This is a genomic window from Flintibacter porci (assembly GCF_041925195.1).
GTDB classification, from domain to species: domain Bacteria; phylum Bacillota; class Clostridia; order Oscillospirales; family Oscillospiraceae; genus Lawsonibacter; species Lawsonibacter porci.
The window spans coordinates 1-16,685 of sequence record NZ_JBHEVB010000022.1; the positions used below are offsets into that span (position 1 = coordinate 1).

The following is a 16,685-nucleotide window of genomic DNA, read 5'->3' on the forward strand; positions in this document are numbered from 1 at the left end:
CGGAGAGTCGCTACCAGATATGACAAATTGGATGTCTCTTTTCTGGCCTTCGTCTACCTTGCTGCTATTGCTATCTTGTTGCTTTAGAACAAGACTACACATTTTTCAAACAAGGCCTAGTATTTTATCTACCATGAACAAGGATGTTCCCTGGGAGAAGTGTCCCCTTTTTCCCCCGGAACGTCCCTTTTTTATTTCATCCCGGGAGTTGATTCCCGCCCACAAGGGAGGCATACACGCCATGAAATATTCACCGGAAGAAGTCATCCAGTTTGTCCAGGAGGAGGATGTGAAGTTCATCCGTCTGGCCTTCTGCGACGTATACGGCAAGCAGAAAAACATTACCATCATGCCCAGCCAGCTTCAGCGGGCATTCACTTACGGCGTGGCCTTTGACGCCTCGGCCATTGCCGGCTTTGGCGGAGAGGTCCGCTCTGATCTTTTTCTCCACCCCGATCCTGCCACCCTCATCTCCCTGCCCTGGCGGCCGGAGAACGGCCGGGTGGTGCGCATGTTCTGTGACGTCACCCACCCGGACGGCACTCCCCTGGATTCCGACACCCGTGGGCTGCTGAAAAAGGCTGTGGCCCAGGCCGCTCAGGAGGGATACGCCTTTGCCTTCGGCTCGGAGATGGAATTTTATCTCTTTCAAACCGACGAGGCGGGCAATCCCACCACCCAGCCCTATGATCAGGCGGGCTATATGGACGTGGCTCCCGAGGACAAGGGAGAGAACATCCGCCGGGAGATTTGCATGATCCTGGAGCAGATGGGCATCCAGCCCGAGGGCTCTCACCACGAAGAGGGACCGGGACAAAACGAGATCGATTTCCGCTACTCCGATCCCCTCACCGCCGCAGACAATGCGGTCACCTTCTGCTCCATTGTCAAGACGGTGGCCGCCCGCAACGGCCTGTGGGCCGACTTCTCCCCCAAGCCTTTGAGCAACCGGGCAGGCAGCGGCCTGCACATCAATTTCTCCGTTAAGGGGCCGGAGGGCAGCGATCCCCTGCCCCATGTTATCGCCGGACTGTTGGATCAGGCCTATCCCCTTACCGCATTTTTAAACCCCACCGCCAACTCCTATCTGCGTCTGGGCAGCAGCAAGGCCCCGGGCTACATCACCTGGTCCTCGGAGAACCGCTCCCAGCTGATTCGCATTCCGGCTGCCGTCGGCGAGTTCCGGCGTGCGGAGCTGCGCTCCGCCGACCCTTCGGCCAATCCCTACCTGGCCTTTGCCATGCTCATCTATGCGGGACTCTACGGCATCAAGCAGGGACTCACCCTCCCTGCTCCCGCCGACTTTAACCTCTACACCGCGCCCGCCGGTGTTCTCTCCCGCTACCGTCGGCTGCCCACCTGCCTGGAAGAGGCCATGAGCGCCGCCTGGGAGAGCAAATTTGTCACCCAGCACCTGCCCCCCTCGGTAGTCGCCGCCTACTGCCGCCGGAGAGGCTGATATCATTTGGAGAAGGAGGAGATGTTATGGTATTCCAGGAACGCACGTACAGCGTACTGGTGGTTTCGGCCTCGGCCGCCTTTGACCGCACCGTCTCCGACCTGCTCCCCCGCAATGATTTCTTCCCAGTAAACATGGTAAAGAGCTGTGGAGAGGCCCGCCGGGCGCTGCTGGACAAGGAGTACGATATCGTCCTCATCAATGCCCCTCTCCAGGACGACTTTGGTATGCGTCTTGCTATTGACGTGTGCAGCACCAGCCACGCTGGAGTTCTATTGTGTGTGAAGAGCGCGCTTTATAACGACGTCTACTCCAAAGTGACCCCTCACGGGGTGCTCACCTTGTCCAAGCCCACCTCTCTGCCTATGATCACCCACTCTCTGCGGGTACTTTGTGCCCTGCGGGAGCGGCTGCGCAAGCTGGAGGCCAAACAGCAGTCGGTGGAAGAACGCATGGAGGAGATCCGTCTCGTGAACCGGGCCAAGTGGCTGCTCATCCAGTGTCTCAACATGACGGAAGCCCAGGCCCACCGCTACATCGAAAAGCAGTCTATGGACACCCGTGTCTCCAAACGGGAGGTGGCCCAGGACATCATCAAGACCTACGCCGGGCAGCCCCCTTTGAGTGATAACCCATTCTCCTCTCTGCCATAAAAAACCGCGCTGAGTTCCAGATCTCTGTCTGGCGCTCAGCGCGGTTTGTTTATAAGGTTCCTCCCGCCAAAAAGTCACGCAGCCGTTCTTCCACATCGCCGCAGCGCAGAGAAAACTGCTTACCCAGCTCCGGGTCAGCCTGCTCCATCAGGTAGCCCCGGCCAGCCCGGTGAAGCATGGCAGCGTCGTTCCAGTTATCCCCAAAGGCAACGGTCTCCTCCGGCGAGACTCCCAGCGCCCGGCACAGCTGCTCCAGGCCGGTTCCCTTGTCTGCCAGAGTAAAGTCCAGCCAGTCGGGACCTGCCGCCGCCATATGCAGCGCCTCCCCCCACTGGGGTCCCAGAACCTGGGCAGGCTCTTTGGTCCCTGCGGGGCAGTAGGCCGACACCTTCAAAATGTCCTCCTCAATTTGCCGGGGATGCTCCAAAATCTGGACCCGGTTGCCCTTCTCATCTTTCAGCATGGACACATAGTCGCTCGTGCACCGGCACACATAGCTTACGTTAGCGCCGGACACTAGCAGCTGGCAGCCCGGCAGGGCCAGGATGTCCTCTGCCAGAGCAAGAGACGCCTCCCGGGGCATAGAGGTCTTGCCCAGTACCGGGGCGTCCTCCTCCCGGCCCGCCCCATAGAGAATGGCCCCGTTTTCACACAGATAGGCCAGCTCATCCTGCACCGGGGTGAACAGCCCGCGCAGGGAGTGGTACTGCCGCCCAGAGGCGGGACAGAAGATCACTCCCCGCTCCCGCAGCTGCTCAATCACCTGGAACAGGCTGGGCCGCAGGTTGATCTGCCCATAGGGCAGCAGAGTTCCATCAATATCACTGACGATCAATTTCACCATAGTCATGTTTCTCCTTGAAAGATCCGCTTTTCCAGCTCCGGGGGCAGGGTCTGGAAGGTTTCCACCCAGTAGCGGCACAGCTCTTGAAGCTCCGCTTCCCGACCTTCAAACAGGGCGTCCTTTACCCTCGCCACCGACCAGCCCGCCTGGCGGGCGGCAGCACAGTAGTCCGGAGCGTCCTCGAAGAGCAAGCAGTCTCCACAGGCCACTCCCATCTCCTCCGCTGCCCGGCGGTAGAGGTTAGAGTCGCGCTTTTCCAGGCCCAGTTCCTTGGTAGTAATGACCCGCTCCAGAAGCGGCAGCAGACCGTGGCGTTCCAGCGCCGCCCGACACAGAGGCGGCATGCAGGAGGTGAGCACCGCCATCCGCTCCCCCGCCTGGTGGCAGCGCAGTAAAAACTCTTTTGCTCCCGGCTTCAGGGGCAGAGTGTGGGCGTAGGCCTCCCGGGCCAGTTCCATCCAGGCGTCTAAAATCTCCTGCGGACTATGGGGCAGCCCAAAGCGCTCTTTCGTGTAGCGGGCGGCGTCCGGTGCACTGTGGTGGGCCACATAGTCGGTATAGTCGGCCGGTACCGGGGAGATCCCCTGCCGCCCTAAAAATTCCACATCGATGTCCAGCCACACCCCGTTGGAGTCCAGCAGGGTGCCGTCCAGATCAAAAAACAGCATATCCATCCTCCTCCGCCCAGAACCGCCAGGGAAAGTCCACCGCTTCCTCCGCATAGTCGATCCCCACCCGGGGGCCCACATGGATCTTAGCCGGGTCGGGGGCTGGTCCGTCGCACACGTAGAGGGGTGGAACGGTCAGGTCCAGACCGTTTTCCTCCCGGGTGAGAGCCAGTCCCTTACACAACTTTCCAGGGCCGTCCAAAAAATGGCGGGTTTGATACCTGGTAAGCTCATTTTCCTTGCGGCCAAAGCGATTGTCTGCTATAATATCCCTGTTTTGGACGGGAATCGCCCCTCGCAGCAATACTGCGCAGGGTTCCCCCTCCGGTTCGGTCACCAAATTGAGGCAGTGATACATTCCATAGATGAGATAGATGTAGGCGGTGCCCGGCGGCGCAAACAGGGTCTGGGTGCGGGGCGTACGCTTATACCCGTAGGCGTGGCAGGCCTTGTCCATCCGCCCCACATAGGCTTCTGTCTCCATGATGCGGCATATCAGCGTTTTGTCCTCATACTCCCGCACCAGATATTTGCCCAAAAGGTCCCGGGCCACCTCCACGGTATCCCGGTCATAAAAGGACTTTGGCAGGATCTCCACCTATCTCACCTCCAAGAGAGAAATACGTTCAAAGCAACGGTATCCTACCATGTTTCCCGTAAAAATGCAACTTCGTACAGGAGTGAAATGCAATGAAATCCAACCTCTCCCGCAAGCTGGCCAAACCCATGCTGTTTTTGGCCGCCTTTATCTGGGGCACCTCCTTCTTCATTATGAAAAATACGCTGGATGCTACCCCGGTGTTCTGGCTGCTCACTTTCCGCTTCGGCACGGGAGCCATTCTGCTGGGACTGTTCTGCTGGAAGAAGTGGGGGACTGTTTTTAAAAAGGACTATATCTGGCGCGGCGGAATTCTGGGTGCTTTCCTCTATCTGGCTTACAGCGCCCAGACCTTTGGTCTGGTATACACCACGCCTTCGAAAAACGCCTTTCTTACTTCGGTCTACTGCGTACTGGTCCCCTTCCTCTACTGGTGGCTGGCCAAGCAGCGCCCCGACCGCTATAACATTCTGGCCGCTGTGCTGTGTGTTGCCGGAGTTGGCCTGGTATCCCTCAACGGCGATCTCACCATTACGATAGGGGATCTGCTCACCCTGGTCAGCGCTCTGTTTTACGCCCTGCACATTGTAGCGGTAAACAAGCTCTCCCCCGGCAAAGACGTTTACCTCATTACTGTCTTCCAGTTTGCAGGTACGGCAATCCTGTCTCTGATCAGCGCCGCCCTCTTCCAGCCCTTCCCTGCTGCCATCTTCTCTCAGGCGCAGGTACTGCTGCCTCTGCTTTATCTGTGTGTGGTGTGCACCACGGTGGCTCTGCTGTTCCAGAATGTGGGACAGGTAGGCTCTGACCCCTCCTCCGCCTCGGTGATTTTATCCCTGGAGTCGGTATTCGGCGTACTGTTCTCGGTGCTGTTCTACGGCGACCCGGTCACTCCCCGTCTGCTGGCCGGCTTTGCACTGATTTTTGTGGCGGTCATTGGCTCGGAGACCAAGTTCTCCTTCCTTCGCTCTAAGCGCAGTCCCTCCAAGGAACAGACCGCAGACAGCTTTTAGTTGAATCAATTGTGAGATTATGGTATAATATTGTTTACTGATTCTTAAAACTTCACGTAAAGGAGGCCCGACTATGGTACTGCACGAGTCCGGTGAGGACTACCTGGAGGCCATTCTGGTGCTGCGCCAGGAGAAGGGCATCGTCCGCTCCATCGACGTAGCCCAATACCTGGGTTATTCCAAGCCCTCTGTCAGCCGCGCCGTGTCCATTCTGAAAACCAACGGTTACATCACCATGGAAAAGGACGGCCATCTGGAACTGACGGAGGAGGGCGAGGCCAACGCCCAGCGGGTCTATGAGCGCCACCGTTTCCTCACCCAATGGCTGGTCCACTTGGGCGTCTCCCCGGAGACGGCCGCCGCGGATGCCTGCCGCATTGAGCACGACATCAGCCCCGAGACCTTTGAGTGCCTCAAGCGGCACGTCAGCCAAAACACTTCAGAATAAGATTCGTCTTACAGGCGCGCGTTCGGGCTTGTCCCGCCGCTTGCCTTTTAATACCCATCCAAAGGAGGAATATTCATGTCCCTTGACTCCATTTTGTCCCAGGTAACCGGCGGGGTCTCCTGGCAGGCACTGACCCTCTCCACCATCCTTCGGGGTGCACTGACTCTCATCATCGGCATCATTGTGGTAAAGATCCTCATGAAGCTGGTGGACCGGGCACTGAACCGCAGCAAAGCGGTCGTCGCCGTGCGGGGTTATATCCGCTCTACCGTGCGGGTGCTGCTGTGGTCTATCCTGGCCGTGATGGTCCTCAGCGCCTTGAACGTGCCCGTCACCTCCATCATTGCCGTGTTCAGCGTGGCCGGTCTGGCTGTGTCCCTGGCCCTTCAGAACACCCTGTCCAATCTGGCCAGCGGCATCGTCATCATGGTCTCCAAGCCCTTCGTCGTAGGTGACTATGTGGAAATCGACAATGTGGGCGGCACCGTATCCACCGTGGGTCTGGTCTACTCCATGCTGGTCACCCCGGAAAATAAGGAGATCTACATCCCCAACAGCCAGGTTTCCGCTGCCAAGGTCATCAACTACACCCATTTGGGCCGCCGCCGCATGGAGCTGCTCTTTTCCGCCTCCTATGACGCCCCCACTGAGACCGTAAAAACTGCCCTGCGGGAAGTGGTAGAGCAGTTCCCGCAAATTCTCTCCGATCCCGCCCCTGCCATCTGGCTCAACGCCTATAAGGACAGCTGCATTGAGTATGTGGTGCGGGTCTGGACCACCACGGAGGACTACTGGAACGTTTACTATCCCCTGCTGGAGGCCGTGCGTCCCGCCTTTGAGCGCCATGGCATCGAGATGACCTACAACCATCTCAACGTCCATCTGCTGAAACCTTAACTTGTTTTCCTGCAAAGCCCTGACTGCCGTTTCCGGCAGCCAGGGCTTTTTCCATCCAAAAACTCCCCCTTGACTTTCTTCTTCTCCGCTTTATAATAATAGTACAAATGTTCTATTTCGAGGTGAAGGGTATGGAGCTGCTGCAAAAACTGGAGATTTTGGCCGACGCGGCCAAATATGACGCCGCCTGCACCTCCAGCGGTCTCAACCGTTCGGGACGACCGGGAACCATCGGCAGCACCACCCAGTGCGGCTGCTGCCACTCCTTCTCCGCTGACGGGCGGTGCATCTCCATGTTAAAAGTACTGATGACCAACGTGTGCGTCTACGACTGTCAATACTGCGTCAACCGCCGCTCCAACGACCTGCCCCGGGCCGCCTTCACCCCCCGGGAGCTGTGTGAGCTCACCATGGGCTTTTACCGCCGCAACTATATCGAGGGTCTCTTTCTCTCCTCCGCCGTCCTCCGGGACCCGGACTACACCACCGAGCAAATGATCCAGTGTCTGCGTCTGCTGCGGGAGGAGTACCGCTTCGGAGGCTACATCCACGCCAAGGCAATTCCCGGGGCTGATCCCCTGCTCACCCAGCAGCTGGGACTGCTGGCCGACCGGCTGAGCGTGAACATCGAGCTGCCCAGCGCCCAAAGCCTGGCCCTGCTGGCTCCGGACAAAAAGAAGCAGGCCATTCTGGCCCCTATGGGGCAGATCCGGGACGGGATCACGGTCTCCAAACAGGAGCTGAAGGTATACCGCCACGCCCCCCGGTTTGCCCCGGCGGGGCAGTCCACCCAGATGATCGTGGGGGCCACTGGTGAGAGCGACCGGCAGATTTTGGCCCTCACCCAGGGGCTCTACCGCACCTACCGCCTCAAGCGGGTCTTCTACTCCGCCTATATGCCCGTATCCAACAGCCCCCTGCTCCCCGCTCCCCAGGGGTTCCAGCCACCTCTGCTCCGGGAGCACCGGCTCTACCAGGCCGACTGGCTGCTGCGGTTTTACCACTTCCAGGCGGAAGAAATTCTGGACGAAAACCAGCCTTATCTGGACCCCCGCCTAGACCCCAAATGCGGCTGGGCACTGCGCCACCTGGAGCACTTTCCGGTGGAGGTGAACCGGGCGGACTACGAGACCCTGCTGCGGGTCCCGGGCATTGGAGTCAAGAGTGCCCGGCGGATTTTGGCCGCCCGGCGCTTCGGCCCTTTGAACTTCCAGGGGCTCAAGCAGCTGGGGGTGGTGCTCAAGCGGGCCCAGTATTTCATTACCTGTTCCGGCAGGATGGAGCGGGGGCTTCGGGTCAGCCAGGATGGACTGCTGCGCCATCTGGTAGCTCTGGAGACCTCCAACCTGGCCCAACCGGAATGGGAACAGCTGTCTCTCTTCTCCATGGGAGGTGCGTCATGAACTGGACTCAGGTCTCCTATCTCTACGACGGCTCCCTGGCCGGTTTTCTCACCTGCGTATTTGAGGCCTACACCCACCGGGAGGAGCCGGCGGACTTCACTCCCTTCGATCAGGCCTGCGCCTCCTTCTACGCCCAGCGCTCGGTGGAAACCGACCGGGCCAAGGCCCAGCGGGTGTACCGCTCTCTGGAGGCCAAGCTGGGAAAGACGGGAAAGGACTGGCTGCTGCGTGGATTTCTTACCTGCCTGCCCGACCGGGAACTTTGGCTTTGGCGCTTCCTCCGCCTGGGATACAAGCGAGGGCCCGGCTTTACCCGGGACCTCACCCACCCGGTGGTAAACCAGGTCCACAAGGCAGTTCAGGCTCTCAGCAGCGAGGCCCATCTATTCACCGGCTTTGTCCGCTTCTCTCAGCTGGAAGGCGTGCTGGTGGGGACCATCACGCCCAAAAACCGGGTACTGCCCCTGCTGCGCATCCACTTCTGCTCCCGCCTGCCTCAGGAACAGTTCCTGCTCTACGATAAGACCCACCAGGAGGCCCTGGTCCACACTCCGGGCCGTTGGGCCATCCTGCCTATGGAGGACTTTGAAATAGGCCCGGCAGACCAGGAGGAATTGGCCTACCGAAAAATGTGGCGCAGCTTTTACCACACCATCTCCATTGAGGGGCGCTACAATCCCAAGTGCCGCATGACTCATATGCCCAAGCGGTACTGGGGAGACATGACAGAATTTGCCCCGCCGGAACAGGAATCCCTGGCAAAATGAGAAAAACAGCGGACCGATCAGAATCCATCTGATCGGTCCGCTGTTCGTTTCTTTTTATTAGCGCTGTTTGAAGGCGAAGAAGCGCTGGCCAAAGTAATTGAGGATCACAAAAAGTCCCGAGCCAGCCAGCATAGTCAGGTTGCCCTGGAGTTGCTCGCTCAGTCCCCAGCCAGAGAGGATCCAGGCCACGGCAGGCTTGGCCAGGCCGTAGGCCAGCAGCCAGCACACCGAGATGTTCACCACAAACCGCAGTACCACCCCCGCGCCCTTCTCCTGGTTGCGGAAGGTGAAGTGCTTATTGAGGAAGAAGCTGACGATGCTGCCGATAATGTAGTTAGCCGCCGAGGAGATCCAGTAGCCTGCGTCCCCCCAGGTGTGCAGTCCGGCCAGATTGTACAGGCCGAACATCACCCCATAGCCTACCAGGGTGTTGATGACGCCCACCACGATAAAGCGGAAGAAGGTGGGATCGAAGATCTTTTTCAGCTTATCGGTCATCCTGCTTGCCTCCGCACTCCTGAGAGATAATGAACCGGGGCCGGTCCTTGATCTCCTCGTAGATCTTGGCGATGTAATAGCCGATGATGCCCAGGCAGATCATCAGAATGCTTCCAATGAGCAGCAGGAGCAGAATGACCGTGGTAAAGCCCTCCAGGGCCTGTCCGCTGATTTTCTGCCACAGGGACCAGCCGCCCAGCACCAGGGAGCACAAAAACACCAGTACGCCCAGGAAGGTGACGATCTGCAGGGGCGCGGTGGAGAAGGCGGCCAGGTTGGTGATGGCGTAGCGCACCAGGGAACGGATAGACCACTTGGACTCCCCCGCCGCCCGGGGCTGCACCTCAAACTCCACCTGGGTGGTCTCAAAGCCGATCCAGGAGGACAGAGCCCGGAAGAAAGCGTTCTTCTCCCGCATGGCCACCAGCACATCCACCGCCCGGCGGTCCAGGAGCTTAAAGTCAGATGCCCGGGACATGTCGATCTTGGTGGCGCTGCTGATGAAGTGGTAGAAGGTCTTGGCCGCCAGGGTGTGCAAAGGGCTCTCCTTGCCCCGGGTCACCTTGACCCCTTCCACCACCTGGTAGCCCTGCTGCCACAGGCGGTACATCTCTACAATTTTTTCCGGCGGATGCTGCAGGTCGCAGTCCAGCACCACCGCGCATTCGCCCTTGGCCTGGGCCAGACCGGCAAAGATGGCAGCCTCTTTACCAAAGTTGCGGGAAAAACAGACTCCCCGCACCTGAGGATGCCGGGCAGTCTGGGCCTGGATCGCCTTCCAAGTTCCGTCCCGGGAGCCGTCGTTGACAAAGAGAATCTCGTGCCGGATTCCCTCTTTCTCCAGCAGAGGACAGATGGTATCTGCCGCCAGGGGAACGGAGTCCTGCTCATTGTAGGCTGGGAGCACTACCGTCAGCAGTCCGTCCCGCAGCGAGTTCTGTGTATCCATGGGTTCATCTCCTGTTTTCATAGGCGATCTCGTAGTCGCTCTTGGGGGTATACTCCTCCTGGATCTTCACTACGATCCGGCCATCCAGTTTCTGGACGCTGCCGTCGGCGGGATAGAGGGGCATTTTTTGGAATTCCTTGGACTGGGAGACCTCCAGCATAACCTCTTCCTCCGGCTCCTCCACTGGAATATTGAGCCAGTCCTGGAGGTAGTAGTAGATGTGCTTATTGAGGGGAGCTACCGTGTTCAGGGGAACACTGTAATGGTCCACCAGAGCATAGCTTTCGATCTGGGAGTAGATCCGGTCCACGGGGAAGGAACCGATGATGACGATCTCCTCCTCTCCCGTGTAGCCCGGGCAGCTCTCAATCCGCTCCATCAGCCGGGTCGCATAGCTGAGGGTAGAACGGTGGGCCTGCTCGGAAGCAGTGTAGAGGATATTATTGATGTTGGCTCCATACAAGCACAGGCAAACCATGCAGGCCACCAGCGCCCAGGAGACCGCCACGCCCGCATGGGGGCGTGGCAGCAGGCTCAGTCCCAAGTCGGCACACAGCAGCACGGCAGCATACACCAGCACATAGGGGTACTTCATAATCGGGGTGGCGTCGGAGTAGGGGGAAATAATCTGGGCAAAACTCACCGCCACGGGCAGCAGCAGGAGCATGACAACCGCACCGGCTACTCGCCATACCTCTCGCCACAGGGAGCGGCGCACCAGGATAGCAAAAAAGCACACCGCAGCCAGCAGGGCGGCCAGCACATCCAGCCCCGCCATAAGCGGAGTGGTAAAGGCGTTGGAAGAACCGGGCACAAAGAAGAACACCACCACCTGCTTATAGGCAGACAGCAGCAAAGAGGGCAGCTGGGCAATGGGATAACCGCTGCCCGCCTGGCTCATCCCCAGGTATTCCAGCAGCTCCAGCCCTTTTACCTTCAAAAACACCTGTAAAATGACGTAGTAGGCCACAGCTCCCACCGCCAGGAAGGCCAGCAGGCGCACACCCAGCACGGCAGTCTCCTTACACTGTGCCCGGTGACTGAGGCACTGCTTTAAAATCAGCAGCACCGACAGGGCCACCGCCACGGCGGCGTAGGCCTGGTAGATGCCCATGGACAGGGCCAGCAGCAAGCTTCCTGCCACAGCCCATCGCCAACCTTTTTTCGCCATCGCCACCGCCAGCACAGCCAGGAAAATGGCCAGACAATAGGCAGAGGCGGTAAACATGTACAGGAAGGTATAGCCCATGCAGGGGAAGGCGGCCATGCTCACCCCCAGCAGGGCGGCCAGAGACCGGCTGCGCATCCCCAGCACGCCCACAATGCCCGCCGCCGCCAGCGCCAGAAAGACCATAGAGAAAAAGCCTATGAGGGCAGGCATCTGGGTAAAGCTATTTAGGGCGGAGGCATAGTGGAGAAACCACCGCCCGGACACCGTCATCTGCTGGGGATCAAAGACCCGGCTGAGTCCATCGGAATTTGGGATGATGTTGGTAAAAGCAAACAGGTGCACCAGGTATCCCGATACAAAACAGGCCAAAAATGCGGCCCGCTGGGCGGACGAGGTGCGCTGAAACAGATTTCCGGCAATGCGGTCAAGGGGCATGAAAGGACCTCCTTCTCTATCAAACCATACGTGTAAATAAACCGCTGACCGGTTTATTCCGCAGGCATTATTGTAGGATACTTTGTATCAAATTGCAAGGGGAGCCACATTACGCCGCGGGCTGGAAATATCCATTTCCGTTCTCCTCCCAGATGGTTCCCAAAAGGTTGCCCTGGCGGTCCGTCACCTGATAGCTCTTCTCCCCGGTGACCTCCAGTTGGGCGGGGATCAACTGTTCGCCGTCATAGTAATACAGCAGATCAAAGCGGTCGGGGCGATTGCTCTCATAGTTCCACTGCTGATACATTGGGGTGGTAGTCAGAGGCGTTACGCTGGGCAGTCCCAGCCCTCCCACCGCAGTGATCAGCCCGGAAAAGGCCCAGCTGCTCTCTGTGCAGCCGTGGATGTGCTCGTGGTAGTAAAAATTCTGGTCGGGAAGGTAGTTGGACTTCAGATTTAAAATGCCCACTTTGGTCTCACCTGCCACCTGGTCCTCCCTTAGCGTGGACAAAACTGTGTGTGCAATCTTCTGATCAGTCTGATAGGTGTCCCGGTAATCACTCAATTCGGACAGACAGGCCACCGAACATACCAGCGCAAAGGCTGCCGCCGCCCAGGGCAGAACCCTGCGCCAGCGGCAGAAGATCAGCTCCGCCACCGTATCCGCCACCATGGCGATTCCGGCAAAGGAAGTCACCGTACCCCGCAGAGAGAACCAGGGATTACCCAAAATCAGGAACGGGGTCACCGGAGCCACCGCCAGCAGAATGCCCACAAGCAAGGCCAGCAGACGGATCCCCACCGCAGTACGGTCCGACTTGCGGCTATCTTCTTTCCAGGCAAGATAACCAAATCCCGCACACCCGGCCGCCATCACCGCCAGCCACAGCCACAGGCCACGGGAAAGCAAGATCTGCATTCCCCGGATAAAGCCTTTTCCCAGGGTCAGCAGGCCGCCCTCGAGGAACGCCTCCTTGATCTGCCCCAGAACCTGGGGCAGGAAAACGTCCCAGTAATACGGACTGTCAGGCAGCACCAGCTCACTGCGGGAGACAAAGGGGTTCTTGGACGCCATAAAGGACAAAAACGCAAAATAGAGCACCATGGCAGCAGGAGCCCACAGCGCTCCCAGACAGCGCCATTTCCGCCGCGGCAGCTCCAGCAGGGCCAGTCCCAACACCAATGTCATGGACAACACGGCACTCTGCTCATAAAACCCAAAGGGCAGAAGCTGTAAGGGCAGATAGGCCGCCAGCCAGTACCAGCGCCCGGTATCCAGCCACCTCGCAAAGGCCATGGCCCCCAGACAGCCAAAGAACATCCCGCCCACAATGCGGGTGGAGGCGGACATCCAGTACAGCCCCTCCATGCCCAGAGGCAGCAGGGTCATTACCACGGGAAAAACCGGACCTACCGGAAAATACCGTCTCAGCAGGCTCCACACCATGCCCACACCGGCCACGTATAACACACAGACCAGGGCCACTCCCACCAGCATATGGTCAAACAGGGGGCTCCAAATAAAATAGTCGGCTATGTTGGCCAAAGGCCGGGAGGCCAGCAGCCCCACCCGCAGTGCCATCTCCCAGAAAGGTTCCGTACTCTGCCGGTAGTTGCAGTATTGGATATAGTCGTCCAGCTGAGGATAATAGGACAGACCAAAGGCACAGTACCGCAGCACAAGCAGTCCGGCAAGCACAACCAACAAAGCCAAAAGGGTCTTTCGGTTTGAATCGGCACGTTGAATCATCACAGGTGCCCTCCTTCAACAAACAAGACGCCGCTGGCCGGACTGATGCAACAGGGGGCCAAATTAGGCTCTAAAATCACAGTTTACAGTTTAACATCCTGCCGCATCCCACGCAACCATGACTTTACATAAAATGCAGACACCTCTTCTGGAAAAATCGCACATATTTTCCCTTGTTTTTTCCCCATGGGCGGCGTTTCGTTGAATTTTCCTGTTTGCCTTGAAATACGGCCCATTCTATTGTAAAATAAACAAAACGCTTGAAATACGCAAATTCATTCTTCGGTTTTTCCTGCCCCAACAAACGCTTTGGTTGTTGGGGCAGTGGTGAGAATGAGAGAAAACATCTGCGGCCCGGAGCAGTTCTCCGCCGCCGGAAAGGAGTCCCCTATGAGCATGACCGTCGTGCGGCACGTGGACCCCCGCAGTCCTGCCCACCGCGCCGGGGTCCGGGCGGGGGACACCCTGCTGGAGATCAATGGCACCCCCATTGTAGACGTGCTGGACTACAAGTTTTACAGCTACGACCCCCGTTTGGAGCTGACCCTTCTCTCCCCGGACGGGACCCGGCGCACCGCCCATGTACGCAAGGAAGAGGGTCAGGATCTCGGCCTGGATTTTGAGACCTATCTCATGGACCGGGCCCGCTCCTGCGCCAACAACTGCATCTTCTGCTTTGTGGACCAGATGCCCCCGGGCATGCGGGATACCTTATATTTTAAGGATGATGATGCCCGGCTATCCTTCCTTATGGGCAACTACCTGACCCTTACCAACCTCTCTCAGCGCGAGGTGCAGCGCATTATCGACCTGCACATCAGCCCCATCAACGTCTCGGTACACACCACGGACCCCCAACTGCGGGTGGAGATGCTGAAAAACAAGCGGGCAGGAGAGAGCATTGAGGTCATGCGCCGCTTTGCCGCCGCCAACATCACCATGAACTGCCAGATCGTCTCCTGCCCCGGCGTCAATGACGGTCCGGCTCTGGACCGCACGCTGCGGGAGCTGTCTGAGATGTATCCCGGTGTGGCCAGTGTAGCCATCGTCCCGGTGGGCGTGACCAAATTCCGGGACGGGCTGTGCCCCATCGCCCCCTACACTCAGGAACAGGCCGCCGCCGTCATTGCCCAGGTAGAGGCGTTTGGAAAAACCTTCATGGAGAAGCACGGTACCCGCCTTGCCTGGTGCTCCGACGAATTTTATCTTTTGGCCGGGCTGCCTCTGCCGGAGAAGTCCTTCTACGAGGATATGGCCCAGTTGGAAAACGGCGTGGGCATGCTCCGGCTGCTTCTCAGCCAGGCAGATATGGCTCTGGATGAGCCGGAGGTGGGAGAACTGGTCCCCTTCTCGGTGGCCACCGGAGTCTCCGCAGCGCCCTTCATTGACCAAATCCTGCAAAAAACCAAAAAACAGTTTCCCCAACTTCAGGGCCGGGTCTATCCCATCCGCAACCGCTTCTTTGGCGAGACCATCACAGTCTCCGGACTGGTCACCGGCCAGGACCTCATTGCCCAGTTGAAAGGTCAGGAGCTGGGACAGCGGCTGCTCATCCCCTCCAACATGCTCCGCGCCGGCGAGTCCGTCTTCCTGGATGATGTGACGGTGGCCGATGTGGAGCGGGAACTGGGCGTCACCGTATGTCCAGTGGATGCGGAGAGCGGCTTTGATCTAGTGGACGCTATGCTTGGTCTGCCTGTTACCATCGAGCAGACGACTCCCCCGGGAAGCGACGGGGAATACTACCGCTATAATCCCAGCTGACGGCTCTGCCCAGCTGAGTGAAGAAAAGAGAGTGAGACTATCATGAGACCTTTAGTTGCTATTGTGGGCCGTCCCAACGTGGGCAAGTCCATGCTGTTCAATAAGCTGTGCGGCCAGCGCCTGTCCATCGTGGAGGACACCCCCGGTGTCACCCGTGACCGGCTGTATGCCCAGTGCGAGTGGAGAAACCGCACCTTTGATATTGTAGACACCGGCGGCATTGAGCCGGGCACCGACGACCAGATTCTCTCCTTCATGCGGGAGCAGGCTGAGATCGCCATCTCCACCGCCACCGTTATCGTCTTTGTCTGCGATGTGAAGACGGGTATGACTGCTTCCGACCAGGAGGTAGCCAACATGCTTCTCCGTTCTGGCAAACCTGTGGTACTGGCAGTAAATAAGGCCGATCAGGTGGGTCGGGAGAACCCCGATGTGTACGAGTTTTATAACTTGGGTTTGGGCGACCCCATCGCCGTCTCTGCCGTCCACGGCCATGGTACCGGCGACCTGCTGGACGCCTGCTTTGAGTACTTCCCCCCGGATGACGAGGAGGAAGATGATGACGACACCATTAAAGTCGCCATCATCGGCAAGCCGAACGTAGGCAAGTCCTCTCTGGTCAACCGTATTCTGGGCCAGGAGCGTGTCATCGTCTCCAACGTGGCCGGTACCACCCGCGACGCGGTGGACAGCGTATTTGAAAATGAGAAGGGCAAGTTCCTCTTCATCGACACCGCCGGCATGCGCAAGAAGTCCAAGGTGGATGACCGGATTGAGAAGTTCTCTGTTCTCCGCGCCACCATGGCCATCGAGCGCAGCGATGTGTGCCTCATCCTCATTGACGCCCAGGAGGGCGTCACCGAGCAGGATACCAAGGTAGCCGGTCTGGCCCACGAGGCGGGCAAGGCCTGCATCATCGTGGTCAACAAGTGGGATGCCATCGAAAAAGACGGCAAGACCATGGACAAGATGCGCAAGGATGTGATGCGGGATCTCAGCTATATGACCTACGCCCCCATCATCTTCATCTCCGCTCTGACCGGTCAGCGTGTGGACCGTCTCTTTGACCTCATTACCTACGTCAACAATCAGTCCGCCATGCGTATCACCACCGGCATGCTCAACTCCGTCCTGGCCGACGCCACCGCCCGGGTACAGCCCCCCACGGACAAGGGCCGCCGCCTGAAGATCTACTATATGACTCAGATCGGCATCAAGCCTCCTCACTTTGTTTGCTTCTGCAATGATGCCCGGCTGTTCCACTTCTCCTACCAGCGCTACCTGGAAAACCAGATCCGCGCCACCTTCGGCCTGGAGGGCACGCCCATCCGGCTGACTATCCGGCAGAAGGAAGACAAGGAGGGTTAA

General features: G+C 58.6%; 16 protein-coding genes and 1 pseudogene. 10 read left to right on the forward strand and 7 right to left on the reverse strand.

Annotation, left to right across the window (positions count from 1 at the left end):
- The 3 genes and pseudogenes from ACEVJL_RS15470 to ACEVJL_RS15480 all read left to right on the forward strand — a co-directional run.
- Nucleotides 1-87, forward strand: a pseudogene (locus ACEVJL_RS15470) (IS5/IS1182 family transposase); the annotation flags it as partial.
- A gap of 154 nt (nt 88-241) precedes the next feature.
- The gene (locus ACEVJL_RS15475) at nt 242-1,459 is read left to right on the forward strand and encodes a glutamine synthetase family protein (protein WP_110440903.1); all 1,218 of its coding nucleotides are present in this window, start codon (nt 242-244) and stop codon (nt 1,457-1,459) included.
- A 26-nt stretch (nt 1,460-1,485) separates the two neighbouring features.
- The gene (locus ACEVJL_RS15480) at nt 1,486-2,112 is read left to right on the forward strand and encodes an ANTAR domain-containing response regulator (RefSeq protein ID WP_008980326.1); all 627 of its coding nucleotides are present in this window, start codon (nt 1,486-1,488) and stop codon (nt 2,110-2,112) included.
- Nucleotides 2,113-2,161: 49 nt separating this feature from the next.
- Here ACEVJL_RS15480 and ACEVJL_RS15485 read toward each other — a convergent pair whose 3' ends face one another.
- From ACEVJL_RS15485 to ACEVJL_RS15495, 3 genes are read right to left on the reverse strand one after another with little or no spacing between them, the layout of a single operon-like run.
- Nucleotides 2,162-2,956: an HAD family hydrolase gene (locus ACEVJL_RS15485; RefSeq protein WP_374738346.1), complete on the reverse strand. Its 795-nt coding sequence runs from the start codon at nt 2,954-2,956 to the stop codon at nt 2,162-2,164.
- A 2-nt stretch (nt 2,957-2,958) separates the two neighbouring features.
- On the reverse strand, nt 2,959-3,624 hold the full coding sequence (locus tag ACEVJL_RS15490) for an HAD family hydrolase (protein WP_374738347.1): 666 nt from the start codon (nt 3,622-3,624) through the stop codon (nt 2,959-2,961).
- The gene (locus tag ACEVJL_RS15495; protein ID WP_235396273.1) at nt 3,611-4,222 is read right to left on the reverse strand and encodes a DNA-3-methyladenine glycosylase; all 612 of its coding nucleotides are present in this window, start codon (nt 4,220-4,222) and stop codon (nt 3,611-3,613) included. The genes ACEVJL_RS15490 and ACEVJL_RS15495 overlap by 14 nt, the downstream gene beginning before the upstream one ends.
- A gap of 92 nt (nt 4,223-4,314) precedes the next feature.
- On the opposite strand from ACEVJL_RS15495, the gene ACEVJL_RS15500 reads away from it, so the two are divergent.
- From ACEVJL_RS15500 to ACEVJL_RS15520, 5 genes are all read left to right on the forward strand, one after another.
- Complete coding sequence (locus ACEVJL_RS15500; RefSeq protein ID WP_374738348.1) at nt 4,315-5,235, forward strand: DMT family transporter; 921 nt, start codon at nt 4,315-4,317, stop codon at nt 5,233-5,235.
- A 73-nt stretch (nt 5,236-5,308) separates the two neighbouring features.
- Entirely contained in the window at nt 5,309-5,683 is a 375-nt protein-coding gene (locus ACEVJL_RS15505) for a metal-dependent transcriptional regulator (RefSeq protein ID WP_008980321.1), read from the forward strand.
- Nucleotides 5,684-5,758: 75 nt separating this feature from the next.
- The gene (locus tag ACEVJL_RS15510) at nt 5,759-6,580 is read left to right on the forward strand and encodes a mechanosensitive ion channel family protein (RefSeq protein WP_235396271.1); all 822 of its coding nucleotides are present in this window, start codon (nt 5,759-5,761) and stop codon (nt 6,578-6,580) included.
- Between the two features lie 131 nt (nt 6,581-6,711).
- On the forward strand, nt 6,712-7,983 hold the full coding sequence (locus ACEVJL_RS15515; protein WP_374738349.1) for a putative DNA modification/repair radical SAM protein: 1,272 nt from the start codon (nt 6,712-6,714) through the stop codon (nt 7,981-7,983).
- A complete protein-coding gene (locus ACEVJL_RS15520) occupies nt 7,980-8,750 on the forward strand; it encodes a TIGR03915 family putative DNA repair protein (RefSeq protein ID WP_374738350.1) in 771 nt (256 codons plus the stop codon). The genes ACEVJL_RS15515 and ACEVJL_RS15520 overlap by 4 nt, the downstream gene beginning before the upstream one ends.
- 57 nt (nt 8,751-8,807) lie before the next feature.
- Here ACEVJL_RS15520 and ACEVJL_RS15525 read toward each other — a convergent pair whose 3' ends face one another.
- The 4 genes from ACEVJL_RS15525 to ACEVJL_RS15540 all read right to left on the reverse strand — a co-directional run bounded on the left by ACEVJL_RS15525 (nt 8,808) and on the right by ACEVJL_RS15540 (nt 13,556).
- A complete protein-coding gene (locus tag ACEVJL_RS15525) occupies nt 8,808-9,248 on the reverse strand; it encodes a GtrA family protein (protein WP_008980317.1) in 441 nt (146 codons plus the stop codon).
- Nucleotides 9,238-10,197 (reverse strand): glycosyltransferase family 2 protein, encoded by a 960-nt coding sequence (locus tag ACEVJL_RS15530; protein ID WP_374738351.1) that lies wholly within the window; start codon nt 10,195-10,197, stop codon nt 9,238-9,240. The genes ACEVJL_RS15525 and ACEVJL_RS15530 overlap by 11 nt, the downstream gene beginning before the upstream one ends.
- A gap of 4 nt (nt 10,198-10,201) precedes the next feature.
- Nucleotides 10,202-11,803: a glucosyltransferase domain-containing protein gene (locus ACEVJL_RS15535; protein ID WP_374738352.1), complete on the reverse strand. Its 1,602-nt coding sequence runs from the start codon at nt 11,801-11,803 to the stop codon at nt 10,202-10,204.
- A 109-nt stretch (nt 11,804-11,912) separates the two neighbouring features.
- Nucleotides 11,913-13,556: a hypothetical protein gene (locus ACEVJL_RS15540; protein ID WP_374738353.1), complete on the reverse strand. Its 1,644-nt coding sequence runs from the start codon at nt 13,554-13,556 to the stop codon at nt 11,913-11,915.
- Between the two features lie 330 nt (nt 13,557-13,886).
- Between ACEVJL_RS15540 and ACEVJL_RS15545 the strand changes: the two genes are divergently transcribed.
- On the forward strand, nt 13,887-15,317 hold the full coding sequence (locus ACEVJL_RS15545) for a DUF512 domain-containing protein (protein WP_302667559.1): 1,431 nt from the start codon (nt 13,887-13,889) through the stop codon (nt 15,315-15,317).
- Between the two features lie 42 nt (nt 15,318-15,359).
- Nucleotides 15,360-16,685 (forward strand): ribosome biogenesis GTPase Der, encoded by a 1,326-nt coding sequence (gene der, locus ACEVJL_RS15550; RefSeq protein WP_374738354.1) that lies wholly within the window; start codon nt 15,360-15,362, stop codon nt 16,683-16,685.